The following is an 18722-nucleotide window of genomic DNA, read 5'->3' on the forward strand; positions in this document are numbered from 1 at the left end:
ATTTTACCCTCTGTGTTAGTGTTTCATACACAAAGGAATTTATAATGTTAATATTTGTTAGTAAAATGCAGGGCTTTATTAGAAGCTCTAGCGGATTTTACTTAACCGGTGGTATACTTTTCAATTATTTTAGTGGACTACTTTTCAATTATATTATACAACAGAAATTAACTTTTCTGATAAAATAGTATATTTGTATCTACATCCTGCCATTGTTGGTTTAATCACTTCATACAAACCGACGAATAAAGACCGCAGATATATAAATTCATTTTAGTATTTATATCGGCTAAATTCTTGTCCTATTGTCAGTCCGTAAACTTTTGCCGTTTAGAAAGCCTGACAAGTGTTTTTGCTATTCTGTCTACTTTCGTTTGGTCTGTTTTTGCAGAATATATCCACTTGATGTAATTGTGTTGTTCGCTTTCGCTGAGTGAATTAAAGAACTGAAATGCTTCAGGCTCGTCTCGCAGACACAATAGTAGTTCTTCGGGAACTTCCAACGGTTCATTATCGAGATATAAAATGACATGAACATAATCGCCTGCCTGTTTCTTTATCTTTTTTCGTATCTCTGCTTTTACAGGAAGAAACAGTTTGCCGTTCCCAAATGGCATTAAATGATATTTTTTGATTTCAAAACCATCAATACTTCCTTTTACTTTCAACATCCCGAAAGATGCCTTACCCATCGGGATTTCGGGTATCTCGGTGTAAGTCCAGCCGCCCTTTTCAGGAAATTTTTCGAGCAAATATTTTTTATTTATCAAGGGTTTTTCCATTTTACTTTCTGATTTTATTGTTAGACGCTGTGCCGCAAATAGTTATAAATACGGTAACTACTTGTTTTATTTTTGTTTCATATATTTGGAAATAGTTTCGAGAAAAAGTTCTTGTTGATCAACATACAGAAAATGAGAGCAATTATCGATCAATGTAAAGTTTTTTTTACCCACAATTGCTTTCATATCTTCTAATTGCTTTTTCGAAAAAATTCTGTCTTGTTTTCCATAAATAGCAAATATGTGAATGTTTTGGGTTTTCAGTTTTTCGAGAATGGGTTTTGTATCAACGTTATTTAGTGTCTCATTCTGAAAAAATATCGCAGGAGCATTCCGATTTCTGATGTTGTTTTTATAAAAGTCACTCTTTTGATATTCTTCTCGTAATTTCATAGATTCTTTTGTTGGTTTCGGCATATCAAAAAAGCCATCAGCGAGATCGAAACATGCTGCACGGTATTCGGCAGTATTTTTGGGTAGCTGTCTGGTTTCTTCAATTTTATTCAACGTCTGCGTATCACCGTTTTTGCGATAAACTTTCTCTACGGTATACAATATGTGGTCGTAAGTTTCTTGTTGTGAGAATAAAGCTCCTATAAGGATGATCGAATTTACTTTCTCCGGGTGCTGTTCTGCGAAGAATGTAGCAACTATTCCTCCAAAGCTATGTGCTAGAATATTTGCCTGTTCTATATTGTATTTCTCATAAATAGCAACAAGGTCATTGGATGATTCTTGGAATGTAAATGTTGCGTCAGGATCGGCAGAACGCCCTTCACCTCTTCGGTCATAAGCTATAACATAAAACCCTAATTCGGCAAGTCGCTGAGCTGTGGTCGCTTCAAATAATGTCGTATTTGAACTTGGGCCTCCATGTACATATATAATGGCAGGGCTTAAACTGCTGCCATAACTTTGCGAATAAATAGTTTGCCCTTTTGCTGAATTGATTGAAAGAATAGTAAGCAAGGCTAAATAAGGAAGTGTGGATTTCATCTTATGAACTTTTTTAATTTGGGCAAAGTTGTTTTAGTAATCCGAAAATCTCATTAAAATCATTGTCATTTGCTTTACGAATACTTAGTTCTATCATATTATAATTATTTTGGGTAGTTTTAGATGCAAATGTTATCTATACCTCCAGACTAGAAATAATGTCTTGGGTAGAGCATACAGATATGTTATGTTTCGTAGGAGTCATGTTGCTCCACAGCCAATTGTAATACTCTATTATTGTCGGAGCATCTACCTGTGGGCGCGATGCCGTAGTGTGTGCGTTGGAAGCAATATATATCTTAAAGTCGTTGACCAGAGCAGTTTTAATTGTCGCATCGACACAAAAGTCGGTAGCACATCCGCAGAAATATAATTCGTCGATGTTTTTCCCGATAAGAGTAGACAGTAATTCAGTATTGTAAAAGGCATCATTGGCTTCCTTTACTACAACTATATCCGAAGGCTCTTGTATTAATTCGGGTAATATTTCGAAGTCTTCAGTTTGTGGAAGAAGATATTCTTCTTTTGTCCCATCGTGTTTGATATATATTACTGGGTATCCTGCATCGCGAAACTTTCTGGAGAGTAAATTAATCTGTTCGATTTTTTGTAGTGTATTGTAGCGTATAGAGTAAGGTTTGAAACTTCCTATTTGCATGTCGATAATCAAAAGTGCTTTCATAATTCAATGTTGTGATTTTATTTCCGTCAATAAAATTACCGTTTTTTCTATTAATGAATCTATCCGATGGGTATATTCTTTATCTTAATTCTCGGAAATGCTCAATCAGAAAAGTATAATATTCAGGACATAATGCACATAGGTTCGCACGGTTAAACATTTTTGTAGAAAGCTGGTAGCTGTTATCCACTGCTGTAAATCCGTTTATCTGAACTTTATAGTGTTCATCTGCCATTACTTTTTCTAATTCTGATACAGGAACTTCGTAGATACCCAGAACTTCTTCTTTCTGAAGCGTAAAATCTTGCGGAGAGAATTTACCCTCTAAAGTGAAAATATTAGTGAACTCATTGTCGATCATGTTGGGAAGCGTTATGCTGATTGGCAGATAACCCAAATATTTAAGGTCAGAAAAATCTATCCGAATACCAAGTTCCTCTTCAATTTCACGAATACCATCACAAAGGCTTTCTGTCGAGAGTAGGTGACCGGCAGCAGTAATATCGAATAACCCGGCATAGTCTTTCTTAGTATCAGAACGTTGTTGAAAATAAAGATAAGTATCAGAACTATCCCGATAATAAAACCAACAATGAAAGGTTTCGTGCCAAAGGCCAATCCGATGCGTTTCATCTCTTGTCGCAACGCCTATCTTAGTGTAAGCTTCGTCGAATACACTAAATATTTCTTCCATTCTTTTTAATATGATTTATTTTACACCCAATTTATAATAGGCTGTTTCTATTGATTTTTCAAAACCGAGAGTTTCGGCTAACTTATACGAACCTGTATTATCCGATCTGCAAGCCCAGAGAGGCTCGAGTTTATTTTCTATACAATAGTCGATAAGTGCAGAGCATGTTTTATATGCCAGACCTTTACCCTTAAACTCTTCAGATGTTTCAATGCCCAGTTCCAATTTATTGTCATGGATAAAAGCTGAAAATGCCGTTGAGGCTAACTTGCCGTTATAAAATAAACTAAATCCGACACCATTGTTTACAAAGTCGACTGAACCATTCCAGAATTTAAGAGGAATAACAGCTCCTTTTATTCTTTCGCAAGTTTCTTTATCTGTTCGTCTAATTTGAACAAGAGGATCTGCTTTTTTTTGCATGTTCTTAGTCTCAAGATATTTGTCTTTGTTGAGTTTGAAATTAGTTCGTGTGTTACACTCTACAATATCGTTTGGTATGTCGTCAAACATATCCTTTAATACCTGTTCCCAATCGGAGGGAAATACCTGCATCCATTCATCGCCTTTTCTATTCAGATTGGTATTTAGTACATATTCTTTAAATTGAGAATTAAACGTTTCATTATCGAAATCGCCAAAGAGCAGCGACATACCATAAGGATGAATAACATAAAATGTTTTGGGGTCTTCTTCGTTATCTACAAATATTTCGCCTTCCACTTTCTGTTCAATAACCGAACGGGCGAACAGGTTGTTAATCGTTACCAGCTTTAGGGGCTCGGTTACTTTATTGTAATATTGGTTGTCTAAACGTTTCATCTTAACTCATTATATTTTTCGAGGTTTAAAGATAATAATTTAAGGGTTGTGCTTGCTTTATCAGCTTATGAATTATTTATAATCTTACCAACGCTTGTACATCAAATAAGGAGCTTTCTGAAATAGAAAACTCCTTATCCTTTTTAATAATTTGTGTACCTAGAAGACAAATTATTATTTCATGGTTTCATCCCGAGGGCGGTAATGTAACCTTCGTTTTTTGTGCAATTACTGAATTTCATATTTTCAAGTAAATCAGTCATCGCTTTCTTCACTTTTTCCTGATCTGGTCTGGCTTTTCTTATTTTAGCAAAATTGCTTCTGTCTTGTTTAGTGTATTCAACAATCAAATCCCAATTTTCGGGAGTCGGAATTGTCAGCATGCAGCTTTTTGGTACCATCTTTTTGTATGGCCAATAGTGCCATCCAATGTTGTTACGTTCCATCAGGCGAGTCCATCCTGCAATCCATTCGTCCGAATTCTCACCTGTTTCGCCCATATACATTGGGAGGTTCACGCTATCTCTGAAATTTACAAAGTCCTGAATGTTGGCTTGTAATGTATCGCACCAGTAGCGGTGACATGTGTACATCATTTTATCGTCGAATTTAGAATCATTAAAGACAGTGAAATTACCATTCCACTGAGCACCGCCCAGCAATACGATATGATTGTTGTCTACAGTTCTTATCGAATCTACACATCTTTTGTACAAAGGCTCTAGCGAGTCGTTCAAGTGTGCGTAATCTTCCATAAAATAGTGCGCAATAGGCTCATTCAGCAAGTCATAACCTAGTATTATTGTATCGTTCTTGTAATGATCTGCCACTTTCTTCCATATATCGCAGAACAGCTCTTTGCTTGGCTCGCTTTCCATCAACCAAGGATAGCCGTAGCTATCGTCTATGTTGTCTCCTGTTTGTCCTCCGGGAGCATCGTGCATATCCAGAATAACGTATAGGTTTTGCTTACGGCACCATTCTATGGCATTATCTATCAGTTCAAAGCCATTTTGGTTAGAATCCAAACCCATGTAATCTTCATTGGTAAAGAGCTTATAATGAAACGGAATTCTGACCGAATTCATCCCCGTTTGTTTTATATACTTTATATCATCTTCGGTGATATAATTTTTCTTAAACTCGTTCCAGAACCAATTTGTGAAATCGGGGCCGACCATTTCGCAGAATGCTTCGTTGATCACACGGTACGAACTCACATCGCCAAAGAAGAACATATAACCTTCGGGATTGAGCCAGTTACCCAGATTAATGCCTTGTATGAAGAATTTCTCTCCATTCGGTTTTATCAGGTCGGGGCCATTTACACGGATAAAGCGTTCGGCGTGTTGTGGCTCAGTTTGTTCTTTCGACCCACAACTTAAGAGCAAGAGAGGAAATAGGAGTAAATAGATTAGTTTCTTCATAATTTTAGCGTGTTTTCATTATAATTATCTTCAAGCGTGTTTTATAGGCTAAAGGTATAAAAATTACATTCACGGTAACTCTTATACCTTCGCTATATGCTTATTTATTATTCTGTTACAGTAAAAGTACTTTTTAAATTAGCATTGCTGCTCCCTCCAACCCAAATATTAAAATCGCCTGCTTCTGCCTTTTTCATTAGATCACGACCATAAAAAGCAAGATCGTCTGTCGAAATTTTAAATTCAACTACTTTCGATTCTCCGGCCTTGAGCGCTATACGTTGAAAGCCTTTCAGTTCTTTTACAGGGCGTACGAGTGATCCTACGATATCTTGAATATAAAGTTGAGCTACTTCCGTACCATCTACATTACTTGTGTTTTTAAGCGTTACTTTCGCTGTTATTGTTCCGTTCATCGGAATAGACGAAGATGATAACATGAAATTTGAATATTCGAATGTACTGTATGATAATCCATATCCAAATGGAAATAACGGATCTTTTCCGGAATCAAGATAGAATGATGTATTACCAAGCGATGTCTGACCAGCCTCCAGTTCGATCTGATCCAAAGTCATTACTTTCTCGGGTGCAGGACGACCTGTATTGTTATGATTGTAATACATTGGTATCTGTCCTACTTCACGTACAAATGTAGCCGGTAGTTTACCGCTAGGATTTGCTTTGCCGAAAATAAGATCGAAAATAGCAGGGCCACCCATCGTTCCCGGATGGAAATTATAGAGTATTGCATCAGCATACGGAAGATCACGCTCGATAGTCAACGGTCTGCCTGCCATGATAACCAATATCACAGGTTTACCCGCACTCTTTACAGCCTTCAATAGATTAGATTGTTCACCTATCAGATTGATATTCGACAATGAGTGGGCTTCTCCCGATAAGATAGATTCTTCACCTAAAAATACAACTGCTACATCAGCAGATGCCGCTGCTTGTTTTGCTTTCTCAAAATTAGCCGTATTCTTATCGCGCGAATAAGCTAATGCCGGTTCATATACATAGTTGATATTCTTGTAGTCATTTTTCAGAGCGCCGATAGGAGTTACAGTATAGTTTTTATCTCCATCGAATATCCATGTTCCCAACTGATCGTGCGAAGCATCTGCCATAGGGCCTATAACAGCTATTTTCTTATTTTCGGCTAACGGTAAGATATTGTTATCGTTTTTCAATAGAATAGCCGATTGTATAGCTGCTTCCCGTGCAGCTTTCAGATGATCGGCAGCATATAATACCGACGGTTTTTTTGTGTCGGCATACGGATTTTCGAACAATCCCATGCGAAATTTAATCCGTAAGATATTGCGAACGGCATTATCGATAGTTTGTACAGACACTTTGCCTTCTTTAACCAATTCGGGCAGGTATTTCATATAAGTACCGCTTACCATTTCCATGTCTATGCCAGCATTCGCAGAAATTTCTGCCACCTGTTTGTCATTTTTTGCATAACCATGAGGAATCATTTCGCCCATCGATGCCCAATCGGAAACAACAAAGCCGTCGAACTTCCATTCGTCACGCAGGATATTTTTCAGTATATATTCGTTACCCGAAGCCGGGATACCATCATTGTCGTTGAATGATGTCATGAGTGTAGCTGCTCCTGCTTCGATGGCACTATGGAAAGGAGGGAGATATACGTTTCGCATCAGATAGGGTGGGATATTTGTGCTGTTATAGTCACGGCCGCCTTCGGCCGCACCATATCCGATAAAATGTTTTACGCAAGCTGCAATGGAATTAGGGTCGGCTAAATCGCCTCCACCTTGAAATCCTTTTACCATTGCTGCTCCGAGTTGCGATACCAGATAAGGGTCTTCGCCAAGACTTTCGGCAATTCGCCCCCAACGAGCATCGCGCGAAATATCGAGCATCGGAGCAAAAGTCCAGTTGATACCTGTCGATCGGGCTTCGATAGCTGCGACACGTGCACCATCTTCTACCAACTGTGGATTGAACGAGGCTGCTTGTCCCAGAGGGATAGGAAATATAGTTTTGAATCCGTGGATAACATCCCGACCGATAATCATAGGTATACCTAAGCGGCTTTCTTTCAATGCTGCCCTTTGAAGTTTATTTATCATTTCAGGGTCGGTAATGTTCAGTAATGAACCTATTTCACCTTTTTTTATAGGTTGAGTAATGTTTTCGTCAAGTATTTTGCCTGCTGCCTGTTTGATAAGAGCAACCTTCTCTTCTTTGCTCATCTCGGTTGGCTTTTTTTGTCCTTGCCCTCCGGCAACTCCCATCCTTATAAGGAAGGTATTCATATCATCGTCGCTGTATTGAGCAATGGCTTTATCGTCGATCGAAAAAAAGCTGACTTGGTTCATCTGACCGATTTTCTCTTCCAATGTCATTTTTGCCAACAAATCTTCGACACGTTTTTCAATATCTTTCTGTGCGTATGCCAACGAGGAGAATAGGAATAAGGCTGAAATGCCTAGAAATTTTAATCTTTTCATTTTGGTATCTATTTTATTAATAAGGATATAATGTTCATTGTTTTTGGTATACCCTTACGTAATCTATTTCGTAACGTGCAGGAAAGATATCGGGATCGATGCCTTTCGTTCCTCCCCAATCTCCGCCTATGGCAAGATTGAGTTTTAGATAGAACGGTTCGTTAAACGGCCAAGTATTTTTATTTCCTTTTTTATCATTCTTGAATGTAAAATAGGCTACATTATCTACATATCCGGTGATGAAATCTTCCGTCCATTCCAAACCATAAACATGAAATTCGGTTTCCGCAGTTTCTATATCGATGGTTTTTGTTTTCTCCGTTCCTATTTTATGATTGTATGTGTCGGTATGTACCGAAGCGTGAACTACACCGGGTTTGTAGCCTACATATTCCATAATGTCTATTTCGCCGTCGAGTGGCCACGACTTAATGTTTTCGGGTAGCATCCAGAATGCCGACCAAGTGCCTTTGCCTCCGGGAAGCTTAGCTCGCATTTCGAAATAACCGTATTTCCATGATTTAGTTGTGTTCATTCGGGCTGAAATAATATCAGAACCTTGATACGGTTTTTCTAACTTAAATGCTGTGATGATAAGCGAACCGTTTTGTATTTTGGCAACTGTATCTTTTTCGAGAATTCTATCCACATAATTTTGCGGCTCATTATTTCCCCAGCCGTTATTTCCGGTTTCGAACCACCATTCGCTTCCCGGTAGGGGCAGGGTACCATTTGCGTTTGGAGCTTCGTTGAATTCATCTTGCCAGATGAGGTTGTAATTTGATAGAATATCTGTCTTATTCTTTTCTTGGATGTCTTGACTACATGCATAATCGCATAAGAGAAGAAAGCAGGGGATGAGGAAGAGTGTATGTTTCATAACTATTCTTGATGAAAAATAGGTTGCCTGAATGATTATTTGTAATTTCTATCAGACAACCTATATATTTGATTATTTACTTTTTAGGTACGAATCGATACCACCATGCGCTACCTGATTCGACAGTACTATTTACTTTTAGATAAAGTTCGTCTTCAGTTAAACTAAGAATGGTATATTTCGAACTTCCCGTATAGTGTCCGAAAAACACACCGCTACTTAACGTAAGGGTTTTTGTCGATTCACTCAAAGAGAAGGTATATGATTCTTTTGGAGCATATTCCACATCAAAATCACCGGCAGGCGGTACAGAAGATTTAGTATATCCTAAAGCTGCTAAAGCCGCGCGTCCGGGCTCATTGGTGTAAATTTTTCCTCCGTTGGTCCATTTTAGTATCACACCGGACAATGTAAATGTGAATTCCTGATTATATAAACTGCAATTGGCTTTTCCTTCGGCTTCACAACTCCACCAGGATGGTGTATCAGAATCGATAGGACCGACTCCAAAGTGACCGTTTTGAGTTCTGTCGAATACCCATGTTTTACCATTCGTATTTTCGAGTCCTCCTGTCAATGCAATATACATAGGTGTATTCAGTAACGAATAATCATTTTTATCTATGTGAATCACCTGACTATTAACCGTCGCGGAACCGTCTGCAGTGTACAATGTTAATGTTACAGTATAATCTCCTGCAAAAGGATATTCTCCGGTTATAGCTTTATCTTTACTTGTTACACCATTACCCAGATCCCATAAGAAAGAATAGGGTACTTTAGTATCAGATGTATTGGTAAAAGTAATAATATTATCATTTGTAGGAGAGGCTGCATAGCTAAAAGATACCTGACCGGCAGTAACTGTATCGGGTGTACCCAGCGAATGGTTGTCACCTTCTTGCGGATCACAAGCTGTCATTGCAAAGACAGTTATCAATGCCAAAATTCCAAATTTGATTATATTTTTCATCTTTTGATTTCTTTATTAATGATTATTGCCATCCGTTATTTTGCTTCAACTCATATTCTGTTCCTTTTGTTTTTTCTATTTCCAGTTGAGGAATAGGCAAGTGCTTTTTCCAGTCTTCAAAAGTTCTGACAGAGTTAAATGCAGCATTATTTTCTGTAAGTATCGAAGGTGCATCGCCCCAACGAACCAGATCCCAAAAACGCATACCTTCACCCAGGAACTCGCGACGTCGCTCCAGCTTGATGTTTGCAGCCGTTGCCGGTATCGGTTTGTCTACACCGAAAGCACGTTTACGTACCTTATCCAGACAATCTTGAGCTGATACCCCGGTTTCAGCTTGTCCTTGCATTTTAACTAATTCGGCATAGTTAAGTAATGTTTCAGAATAGCGGAAAATACGCAGATTATTAGCATAGTTCAAATCCACATCTCCCGGAGGAGGATTGTAGCCTTCGCGGGCAGCATATTTACGTTGGAATAAACCTGTATCTTGAAAGCGTGATGCGTATGTTCCTTTTGGCCATGCGTTTATAGAACCGGCGCGACGGGTATCTCCTTCTTCATACATATTGTAAGCAGCTTGACGAACAGGTGCAAATCCCCATCCTCCTTTAAATATACCAGCTGCATCTTTTAGATCGTTTGGTGAGATAAATGCAGGTAAATTTGTACCAAAACCTTGCCATGATTCTCCCCATGTTTTACCTTCGGGTAGCTGATTACTCTCGAAAATAGACTCTTTGCAGAATTCGTTTTCATCGGCCCAGATAGTACCAAAATCATCCATTAATGAAAATTCAGTACTCTTGATAATCGTTGCCATATCGTTTGTAATTTCGGCATAACGCGTGTTGTCTTTTTGGTAAAGAACTACACGTGCTTTCAGCATCAGTGCTGCCGCTCGTGACACGCGACCTAGGTTAGTCCCCGATGTTTTCATTTGAAGTTTGCCTTCGGTACATGCAAAGTCAATATCTTCCATGATTTCTTTATAGATTTCATCGGCACCGAGTTGTTTGGTCATATAAGGAGGGGTTACCAACGGTTGCTCAAAATATGGAATATTTCCCCAATATTTCCAGAGAAGGTGTACGTAATAAGCACGGAGGAAATGAGCTTCTGCTCTATACTGTTCTAATTTTTCCGGATTTACATTTACAGCATTGTCACAAGCAATAATTACATTGTTACAACGGGCTAATCCTTTAAAATAATTGTCCCAAAGACCGTTCAGTGTTTCGGCTGCTGTGGAGGTGAACTGAGATAATTTATATAGCTGCCCTTGGTCTCCTGCATCGCCACCCCCTTTGAATAGGTCGTCAGAACGGAGATCAGACATTAGAAGTACGGCATTATAATTACCCCCGGCATAACTATCAAATAGTAGTATCTGATAAGCTGATCCTAGATTGGAAAGTATAGCTCCCTCGGTTGCAGGTCCGCCTGCCTCTTGCTGCTCTGTGGGAGCTGCAGTCAAGAAATCATCACCACAGGAAGCCATAAAAATGGATCCGGCTAAAGTGGCTACTATCATTAAAAATTTATATTTTTTCATAGCTGTATTCAATTAAAAATTTATGTTAGCACCTATCGAAATAGTTCTTGATTGAGGGTATATACCACGATCGACTCCAATTCTGTTATAATCTCCGGAGGCAATTTCAGGATCAAATCCATCGTATCCGGTGAAAGTAAGAAGATTCTCGGCTGCGAGGTAGATTCTCAACTTCTGTATAGAAACTCTTCTGGTCAAAACCATAGGTAGTGTGTAGCCGAACTGAGCGTTTCTCAGGCGAAGGTAAGATCCGTTTTTGATAAAAAGATCTGAAGAGCGCCAGTTACTATTGGCATTTGCAGTAGTCATGCGAGGAATATGATTCGAAGTACCTTCTCCGTGCCAACGGTCTAGTATCCATGTTGGTCGGTTCATAGCAGGTATGTCACCGCGTTGAGAGAAATCGAATATATTGTTACCGGTAACTCCCTGGAAGAAGACGCTCAGGTCGAACCCTTTCCATTCACCACCCACTGTAAATCCGAATGTCCAATCGGGCATACCTTTTCCAATATTTGTTTTATCGTTATCGTCAATAATACCATCGTTGTTGTAATCTCTGAAGCGAACATCTCCCGGTTGTGCTTTCGATTGCATTTTTTCGCCCTTGTCATTCACATAAGCATCAATCTCCCCTTGATTCTGGAATATTCCATCTGTTTTATATCCATAGAAAAAAGGCCATACTTCACCATTTTTTCCTTTTATATAGCTTCCTAATCCCGAGGCACCTGCAGATTCGTAAATTGCTTCGCCGCTGGCATTACCTAGTCTTACTAATTTATTCTTAAGAAAAGAGGCATTTGCCGATACAAAATAATTGAAATCGTTAATCTCTTGCTTCCAGCCAAGTTCAAATTCGACACCCCAGTTCTCCATGTCGCCTACATTGGCAATAGGAGCACCTTGGCCTACATAATTTGGGATAGGCTGATCCATTAACATACCATTGGTTTTCTTTTTATAATAATCGAAGCTGAAACTTAAGGCACTTTTAAGGAAGCGTGCATCAAATCCGATATTGGTTTGCTCCGATTCTTCCCATTTTACATCGGGATTGGGGATTGCTGCCGGCGAAGTTCCATATTGCATAATACCATCTTTGCTTGCCGTTGCTACAGAATAACCTCCTCCAAAATAGTAGTTTTGTCCGCCATCCATTAACGATGTATAACGGAAATTACCTATATTTTCATTACCATTCTTACCCCAGCTGAAACGAAGTTTTAATGCATCTAAAAAGCTTGGTCGGTTTTGCATATAAGGCTCATTCAATATATTCCAACCTACTGATACTGCAGGAAATACTGCCCATTTGTGATTTGCCCCGAATCTCGAAGATCCGTCGCGGCGAACAGTGAGCTGTACCATATAACGTTCATCGTAATTATAGTCTACGCGACCGAAATAGGAAGCTAGTGAAGTGAAATTGTATCCACCGGTTCCTCCTTCGACACGTTCTTTGTCGCGATCAGCAATAGCCGAATTTATATTTGCTTTACTAGGATCAGTTTCTAATAAATCATAATCATTGCCACGTAGATGGCGATATGTGTATTTTAGTGACGATTGTCCTAATACAGCGCTCAGATTATGCTTTCCATCGTATGTCTGACTATAGGTTAATACATTTTCAACCTGCCATTTGTATCCACGGTTCATTTCGCTCCAAACAGAGCTTTGTGATACATTCTTGCCTTGAGAGGCTAAGAAATATGGGAATTCATAACCATCTATTCCCCAGAAGGCGAGATCGAAGCCATAACTACTTCTAAATTTCAACATCGGAAGAATATCTATTTCTCCCCAGAACGTACCTACAAATTTGTCTTCATTATTTTTTTCTGCTCTGGGTTGATTTAGCATTGCTACCGGATTAGCTATTTCTTGAAAACCAGCAGGAGGAATAGAGAATACATTTCCGTTTCTGTCTCTTACCGCATTGGGGTACTGAGCTAAGATAGCGGCAGAAGTTTCTTCATCGGCATATTCCGGTATTAGTGGGTTAAAAGCTAATGCACTACCTAAAACAGAGCCAAACTCGGAATTGGCATCTATACTGGCTGATGTTCCTCTCGAATATCCGATATTTACGCCTACCCTTATTTTATTAAAAAAGCTACGTTCTTTTGCTTCAAAGACTTCGGCTATTGTATTTGAACGGAGACTCCAACGTTCGAAATTTGATTTGCCATAATTACCTCCGACAATACCTTCCTGATTGAAGTAACCTAATGAAAAAAAGTACTGAACTTTTTCACTTCCTCCGTTAACACTGACCTGATGATTTTTTATGGGTGCGTTGAAGTTGAAAGTTTCTTGTTGCCAGTCGGTTCCTTTCCCTGAAGAAGAAATCTCTTGCGAAGAGTAATAGGGTGCGTTGCCGTCGTTTATTTGCCCTTCGTTCATGATAACCATATATTCCCGGGCATCGAGTACCGATTTTTTCTTCCATGGGTTTTGCCATCCATATTCGACATTGTAGCTTACGGTTGCCTTACCTTGCTTTCCGGCTTTGGTAGTAACGAGCACTACTCCATTTGCAGCACGGGCTCCATAGATTGCGGCCGAAGCTGCATCTTTTAGTATTTCTACCGATTGTATATCAACAGGATTCAGATACCTGATGCCTCCGTCGACAGGCATACCGTCTACTATATAGAGAGGATCACTGTTGTTGACTGTACCGATACCACGGATGCGTACTTTCGAATCGGATCCGGGTTGACCCGAACTTTGGGTTATTTGTACTCCTGCTACACGACCTTTCAAAACATCTTCGATGCGAGAAGGTTGGGCTATACTTAAGTCTTCGGCTGTTACCCGACTGATTGCTGCAGTTACTACACTCTTTTTCTGAACACCATAACCGACAACAATTACTTCATCGAGTGTTTGTTGGGATGGTTTCATGGCTACATCGAAATTTGCAGCTACACCTCTGTGATCTTGAGACTCATATCCCACATAGGTGAAAACTAGGGTAGCACCGGCTGGTATTTTAATGGAATATTGACCCTCCATATCGGTCATTGTTCCATTTGTGGTGCCTCGTTCGGCTACTGATACCCCGATTAAAGATTCTCCTGTGACTGCATCTATTACAGTTCCTTTTATTTCGGATGTTTGTCCAAAAACAGCCAGAGAAGAAAAAAGAAATAAGGGAAGGATAATTAATATCTTCCAAAAAAAAAGTTCTCTCTTCATGATAACTAAATTAAGGTTGTTGAATTATGGTTTTTAATCTCTTTTAAGATTAATTTATACAAACATACGTTTAGCCCCCTCTTTATTTAAAATATACTAATACGTCAAAAACTCAAAAAATATCATTAATAATTACGTCAATACTACTACTTTGTAATTGTAAGTTTCTAATATATAGGTGTATATTAGTTTTGATATGAAATATTGCTTGTTTGAGATTATAATAATACTTTTGGTGTTGTAGAAGTGCTTAAGTATGAAAAACTGTTGCTCATGCGATATTGTGTAGAAAATACAACTATTTGTATCGGTATTTATTTATTCGAGTATTTAACATATTTTTTTATAAATAAAGAACTAATCGGTAGCTGAAAAATGGATTAATCTCAGATTAAATTAAACAATTTGATTAATATGGGGTTTATTTATTTATACCGTAAATCTATACTGAATATGAAATATACTTTTTGGGGGATCATTATAATATTATTATTCCTCCCTATAGATGGACTTTCGTCATCCGGTTGGCAACGCAAAGTTGTAAATTATGAGCGGAATCAATATAAAGCCGGTTTTCAAAACTGGGCTATAACCCAACGAGATAATGGATGGATATATGCGGCTAACTCCAGTGGATTGCTCGAATTCGATGGGGTTAACTGGTCGCTATATACAGTAAGAAACAATATAGTCCGCTCGGTAAAGGCTATCGGCAACAGAATATATGTTGGAGGAAGTTCCGAGTTTGGCTATTTTGAGGCTAATAACAAAGGGTTGCTTGTTTATAATTCATTGTCTCAGGGTATAGAAGATTATGGAGGAGAAGTATGGAATATTTTAGAATATAGAGACAGGATTTATTTTTTGAGTGATAGAACTATCCATATATATAATAACAAAAACAAACAGATCAATTCTATTGACGCTAAAACAAAAATAGATTGTTCTACACTATATGGAGATAAGGTTTACATAGGCTCTTCGGATGGTATTTTTTATTTGAATAAAAACGATGTTTTAGAATTTCTGCCTGTCTCTGATCTGTTTAAAGGGAAAAAATTGGTTAGCCTGATCACTTACAACAATAACATACTGGTTACTACCGCTCAGTTTGGTTTATATGTTATCGATGGTAATAATATATCGAAAATAAAATCTATTGCAGATAATTTTATAAATAATAATCAATTATTCAGTACTTCTGTATCGGGTAGCAAGGTCGCTTTGGGCTCTGTGCAGAAGGGCATTTTTATATTCGATTTGAAAAATCCATCATATAAAGAGGTTTTCAATTTAGATAATGGGTTGAAAAATAATACGATTCTTAATTCTTATTTTGATAAGGATCAGAATCTTTGGCTGGGACTCGATAAGGGTATTAGTTATATAGATTTAAATTCGCCTATGCGTCCTCTTTTCGCTACTGTTTCCCCGATAGGAACCGGATATTGTTCTGCTAAATACAACAACGAACTCTATCTGGGAACAAATCAGGGGCTTTATAAATTGAATAAAGATGGCAGCTATACATTGATAGATGGTTCGGAGGGACAGATATGGTCTCTAATCGTTATCGATAATACTTTGTTTAGCTCGGGCGATAATGGTATTATAGTTATAGATCCGACTGGTAAATATAAAATAGACTTGCCGGGTGTATGGGAAATATATCCTTTATCTGCGGATAAAAATAGATTAATTGTAGGTACTTATTCCAGTTTCAGTATTTTAGAAAAGAAGAATAAACGATGGGTCTTTTCACATCGGGTTCCCAATTTTAACGGTTCAGCCAGAGGTTTTGTCGAAGATGAGGAGAGTTATAATTTTTGGACTGTGAATGCTGGTAGGCAAATACAGAGAGTAACTTTCGATACAGAATTTAATAAACTTATAAATCAGAAAATATATCCTTTAAAAGGATCGAGCATAGGGGGGAACTCTTTTTTCAGAAAGGTAGATAACAATCTTATTATTTGTGCGCAGGATGGGATATATCAATATAGCCGGATAACGGATCGGTTCGACCATTATGCTCAATTAGAATCAATGCTTGAAGGGCCGAGATATTACGAATATCTTTCGGTAGATAGTTTGAAAAATATTTGGTTTGTTTCTGATAATAATCTTAAATTATTGCCGTATGTATCGGGGGAATATAAATCTGATATTTATAATTGGGGATTGTCTGACGAATTGGTTGGTAACTACGAAAGTGTTCATATTATTGACTCTGCTTCTGCTATTGTATCGGTAGACAATGCTTTTTTAAAAATTGATTTTTCTAAAAAAGGATTACCAAATCGACCGGTTAATACTTACATAAGAAAAATCGTTAGTCTCAAGAATGATAGTATTGTAAGTTATGGAAATACAGAAAAACAGATATTCATACCTTATTCTCAAAATTCGATAAGTATTCATTTTGCTGCAACGGATTTTCCTTCTGCCGGCGATATTCAATATTCTTATGCGCTTAAAGGCTTAGATGAGGAATGGAGTGTTCCGTCGTCTAATACATTAAAAGAGTATACTAATTTACCGGTAGGGAAATATTTATTTGAGGTGAGAGCTGTTGTCAATGGTAGTCGGGATTCTGCAATAACCGAGGTCGAATTTACAATTACTCCGCCTTGGTACAGATCTGCTTTGGCCTATATTTTGTATTCGCTGCTTGCAGTCGTTTTGTTGTTCATATTATATAAGAAGACGATTGGTAAACAAAAGAAAATAATTTATCAAAAGGGAGAGGAATTAGTGGCTCAAACTAAACGCCATGAGGAAGAAAACAAGATAAAAGATCAGGCAATATACCAGCTTCAAAATGATAAGCTCCAAACAGAATTGCATTTTAAAACACAAGAGCTAACAGGGTATATACTTAATGTGATAAGAAAAAATGAGATTCTTGAGGATGTAAAAAAAGATGCACTGGCTATATCGAAAGCTATCGATGAAGAGAAGAGCTTAAATTCCATCAGGCAGAAAGTAATGCGATTGATAAGTCAGATAAACAGCAATATTGATAACGATGATGATTTCGAAGTTTTCAAATCGAATTTTAACCTTGTTCATCAGGATTTTTTTGAGTTGTTAGATGATAAATTTCCGGGACTTAGCAGAAACGACAAAATTCTCTGCGCTTATCTGAATATGAATCTTTCCACAAAAGAAATAGCTCCGATGCTGAATATTTCAGTTCGTGGTGTGGAGGTTAACAGATACAGGCTAAGAAAAAAGATGAATTTAGACCGCGATGTCAATTTATCGGAATATCTTCAAAGTTTATAATTAGATTATAACTAACACGACTTTAAAAGAACTTTATCGCAAATGGCTTATCTTTGCATCATTAATACAATAGAAGATCTTATCGAGTTGATAAATATTTACATATGAGAAAATTATTAGTTTTTCTGCTAGCATTCATTGCCTTAAATGCTTTTTCTCAGAATATCGATTTAGAGAAAAAAGCACAACAACTTACCGAAGAGGGAAAGTTGCTTTATCGCTTGGAATTGGCAGCATGGCATGGTACGGATATTTTTTTCGAAAACTATAAAGAAAGAGAAAGGGTAGGAGGCTATTTCTCTTATCTGGAAACGAATACACCTAAGTGTCTATTCTTCTCAAAGGGGATAAGCCCCAAGGTGCTTGGAGTCGTTTCTTACGGGGACTTAAAAGTGATAGAGACTGCTTCTATTGACTTTAAAGAGAGAGAATTCAACGAAAATGAGAAACATTTGTTTACAATCAGGGCTAAAGCTCTGGCAGAGATACAACAAGATACGGCCTTATTTAAAACATATACGAATACGAGTCTCAACATGATTCCTTTGATTTTCAATGGGGAGAAGAAAGTATATGTGTTGACAGGAACTAAGCTTACAGATGTTGTTCTCTTTGGTAATGACTATCTATTGACTTTTGATAAAAAAGATATGCTCCTGACTAAAAGAGAGCTACATAGAAACCTGATTCCAATATATTTTGAAGATGGACAGAATGCTGTTGGCTCTGTTCATTCGCATACTGGCGAAACGGGGGATTTTATAACTCCGACGGATATTTGTACATTGATGCTATATGCTAAGTATGCCAAGTGGAAGCAACATATTGTCATGTCGCAAAACTATGTGAGTATATGGGATTGTGAGAAAGAATCGTTAGTATTAATGTCAAAGGAGGATTTCCAAAATATGTAACAGCACAAAA

Annotated in this window: 13 protein-coding genes; 2 read left to right on the forward strand and 11 right to left on the reverse strand. The window is 37.9% G+C overall.

The window, feature by feature from the left end; genetic code table 11:
- Positions 1-308 precede the first annotated feature (308 nt).
- The 11 genes from G7Y57_RS11025 to G7Y57_RS11075 all read right to left on the reverse strand — a co-directional run bounded on the left by G7Y57_RS11025 (position 309) and on the right by G7Y57_RS11075 (position 14510).
- Complete coding sequence (locus tag G7Y57_RS11025) at positions 309-782, reverse strand: YdeI/OmpD-associated family protein (RefSeq protein ID WP_165023870.1); 474 nt, start codon at positions 780-782, stop codon at positions 309-311.
- A 66-nt stretch (positions 783-848) separates the two neighbouring features.
- Complete coding sequence (locus tag G7Y57_RS11030) at positions 849-1778, reverse strand: alpha/beta fold hydrolase (protein ID WP_165023873.1); 930 nt, start codon at positions 1776-1778, stop codon at positions 849-851.
- Between the two features lie 136 nt (positions 1779-1914).
- Positions 1915-2460, reverse strand: coding sequence for an isochorismatase family protein (locus tag G7Y57_RS11035; RefSeq protein WP_165023875.1), 546 nt, complete (start codon positions 2458-2460; stop codon positions 1915-1917).
- Positions 2461-2539: 79 nt separating this feature from the next.
- The gene (locus G7Y57_RS11040) at positions 2540-3154 is read right to left on the reverse strand and encodes an NUDIX hydrolase (RefSeq protein WP_165023878.1); all 615 of its coding nucleotides are present in this window, start codon (positions 3152-3154) and stop codon (positions 2540-2542) included.
- Between the two features lie 15 nt (positions 3155-3169).
- A complete protein-coding gene (locus G7Y57_RS11045; RefSeq protein ID WP_165023880.1) occupies positions 3170-3976 on the reverse strand; it encodes a GNAT family N-acetyltransferase in 807 nt (268 codons plus the stop codon).
- A gap of 179 nt (positions 3977-4155) precedes the next feature.
- The gene (locus G7Y57_RS11050; protein WP_165023883.1) at positions 4156-5403 is read right to left on the reverse strand and encodes a glycoside hydrolase family 5 protein; all 1248 of its coding nucleotides are present in this window, start codon (positions 5401-5403) and stop codon (positions 4156-4158) included.
- Positions 5404-5510: 107 nt separating this feature from the next.
- A complete protein-coding gene (locus G7Y57_RS11055; RefSeq protein WP_165023886.1) occupies positions 5511-7895 on the reverse strand; it encodes a glycoside hydrolase family 3 N-terminal domain-containing protein in 2385 nt (794 codons plus the stop codon).
- A gap of 34 nt (positions 7896-7929) precedes the next feature.
- A complete protein-coding gene (locus G7Y57_RS11060; RefSeq protein ID WP_165023889.1) occupies positions 7930-8775 on the reverse strand; it encodes a family 16 glycosylhydrolase in 846 nt (281 codons plus the stop codon).
- Between the two features lie 76 nt (positions 8776-8851).
- On the reverse strand, positions 8852-9748 hold the full coding sequence (locus G7Y57_RS11065) for a PKD domain-containing protein (protein WP_165023890.1): 897 nt from the start codon (positions 9746-9748) through the stop codon (positions 8852-8854).
- A gap of 22 nt (positions 9749-9770) precedes the next feature.
- Complete coding sequence (locus tag G7Y57_RS11070) at positions 9771-11303, reverse strand: RagB/SusD family nutrient uptake outer membrane protein (RefSeq protein ID WP_165023892.1); 1533 nt, start codon at positions 11301-11303, stop codon at positions 9771-9773.
- A gap of 12 nt (positions 11304-11315) precedes the next feature.
- Positions 11316-14510 carry a SusC/RagA family TonB-linked outer membrane protein gene (locus G7Y57_RS11075; protein WP_165023894.1) on the reverse strand — a complete coding sequence of 1065 codons (3195 nt, stop codon included), beginning with the start codon at positions 14508-14510 and terminating at the stop codon, positions 11316-11318.
- 453 nt (positions 14511-14963) lie between these two features.
- On the opposite strand from G7Y57_RS11075, the gene G7Y57_RS11080 reads away from it, so the two are divergent.
- Together G7Y57_RS11080 and G7Y57_RS11085 are read left to right on the forward strand one after the other, a co-directional pair.
- Positions 14964-17798: a triple tyrosine motif-containing protein gene (locus G7Y57_RS11080; protein WP_165023896.1), complete on the forward strand. Its 2835-nt coding sequence runs from the start codon at positions 14964-14966 to the stop codon at positions 17796-17798.
- A gap of 104 nt (positions 17799-17902) precedes the next feature.
- A complete protein-coding gene (locus G7Y57_RS11085; RefSeq protein WP_165023899.1) occupies positions 17903-18712 on the forward strand; it encodes a hypothetical protein in 810 nt (269 codons plus the stop codon).
- The last annotated feature ends 10 nt before the right edge of the window (positions 18713-18722 follow it).

Source organism: Dysgonomonas sp. ZJ279 (assembly GCF_011039205.1).
Classification (GTDB): Bacteria; Bacteroidota; Bacteroidia; order Bacteroidales; family Dysgonomonadaceae; genus Dysgonomonas.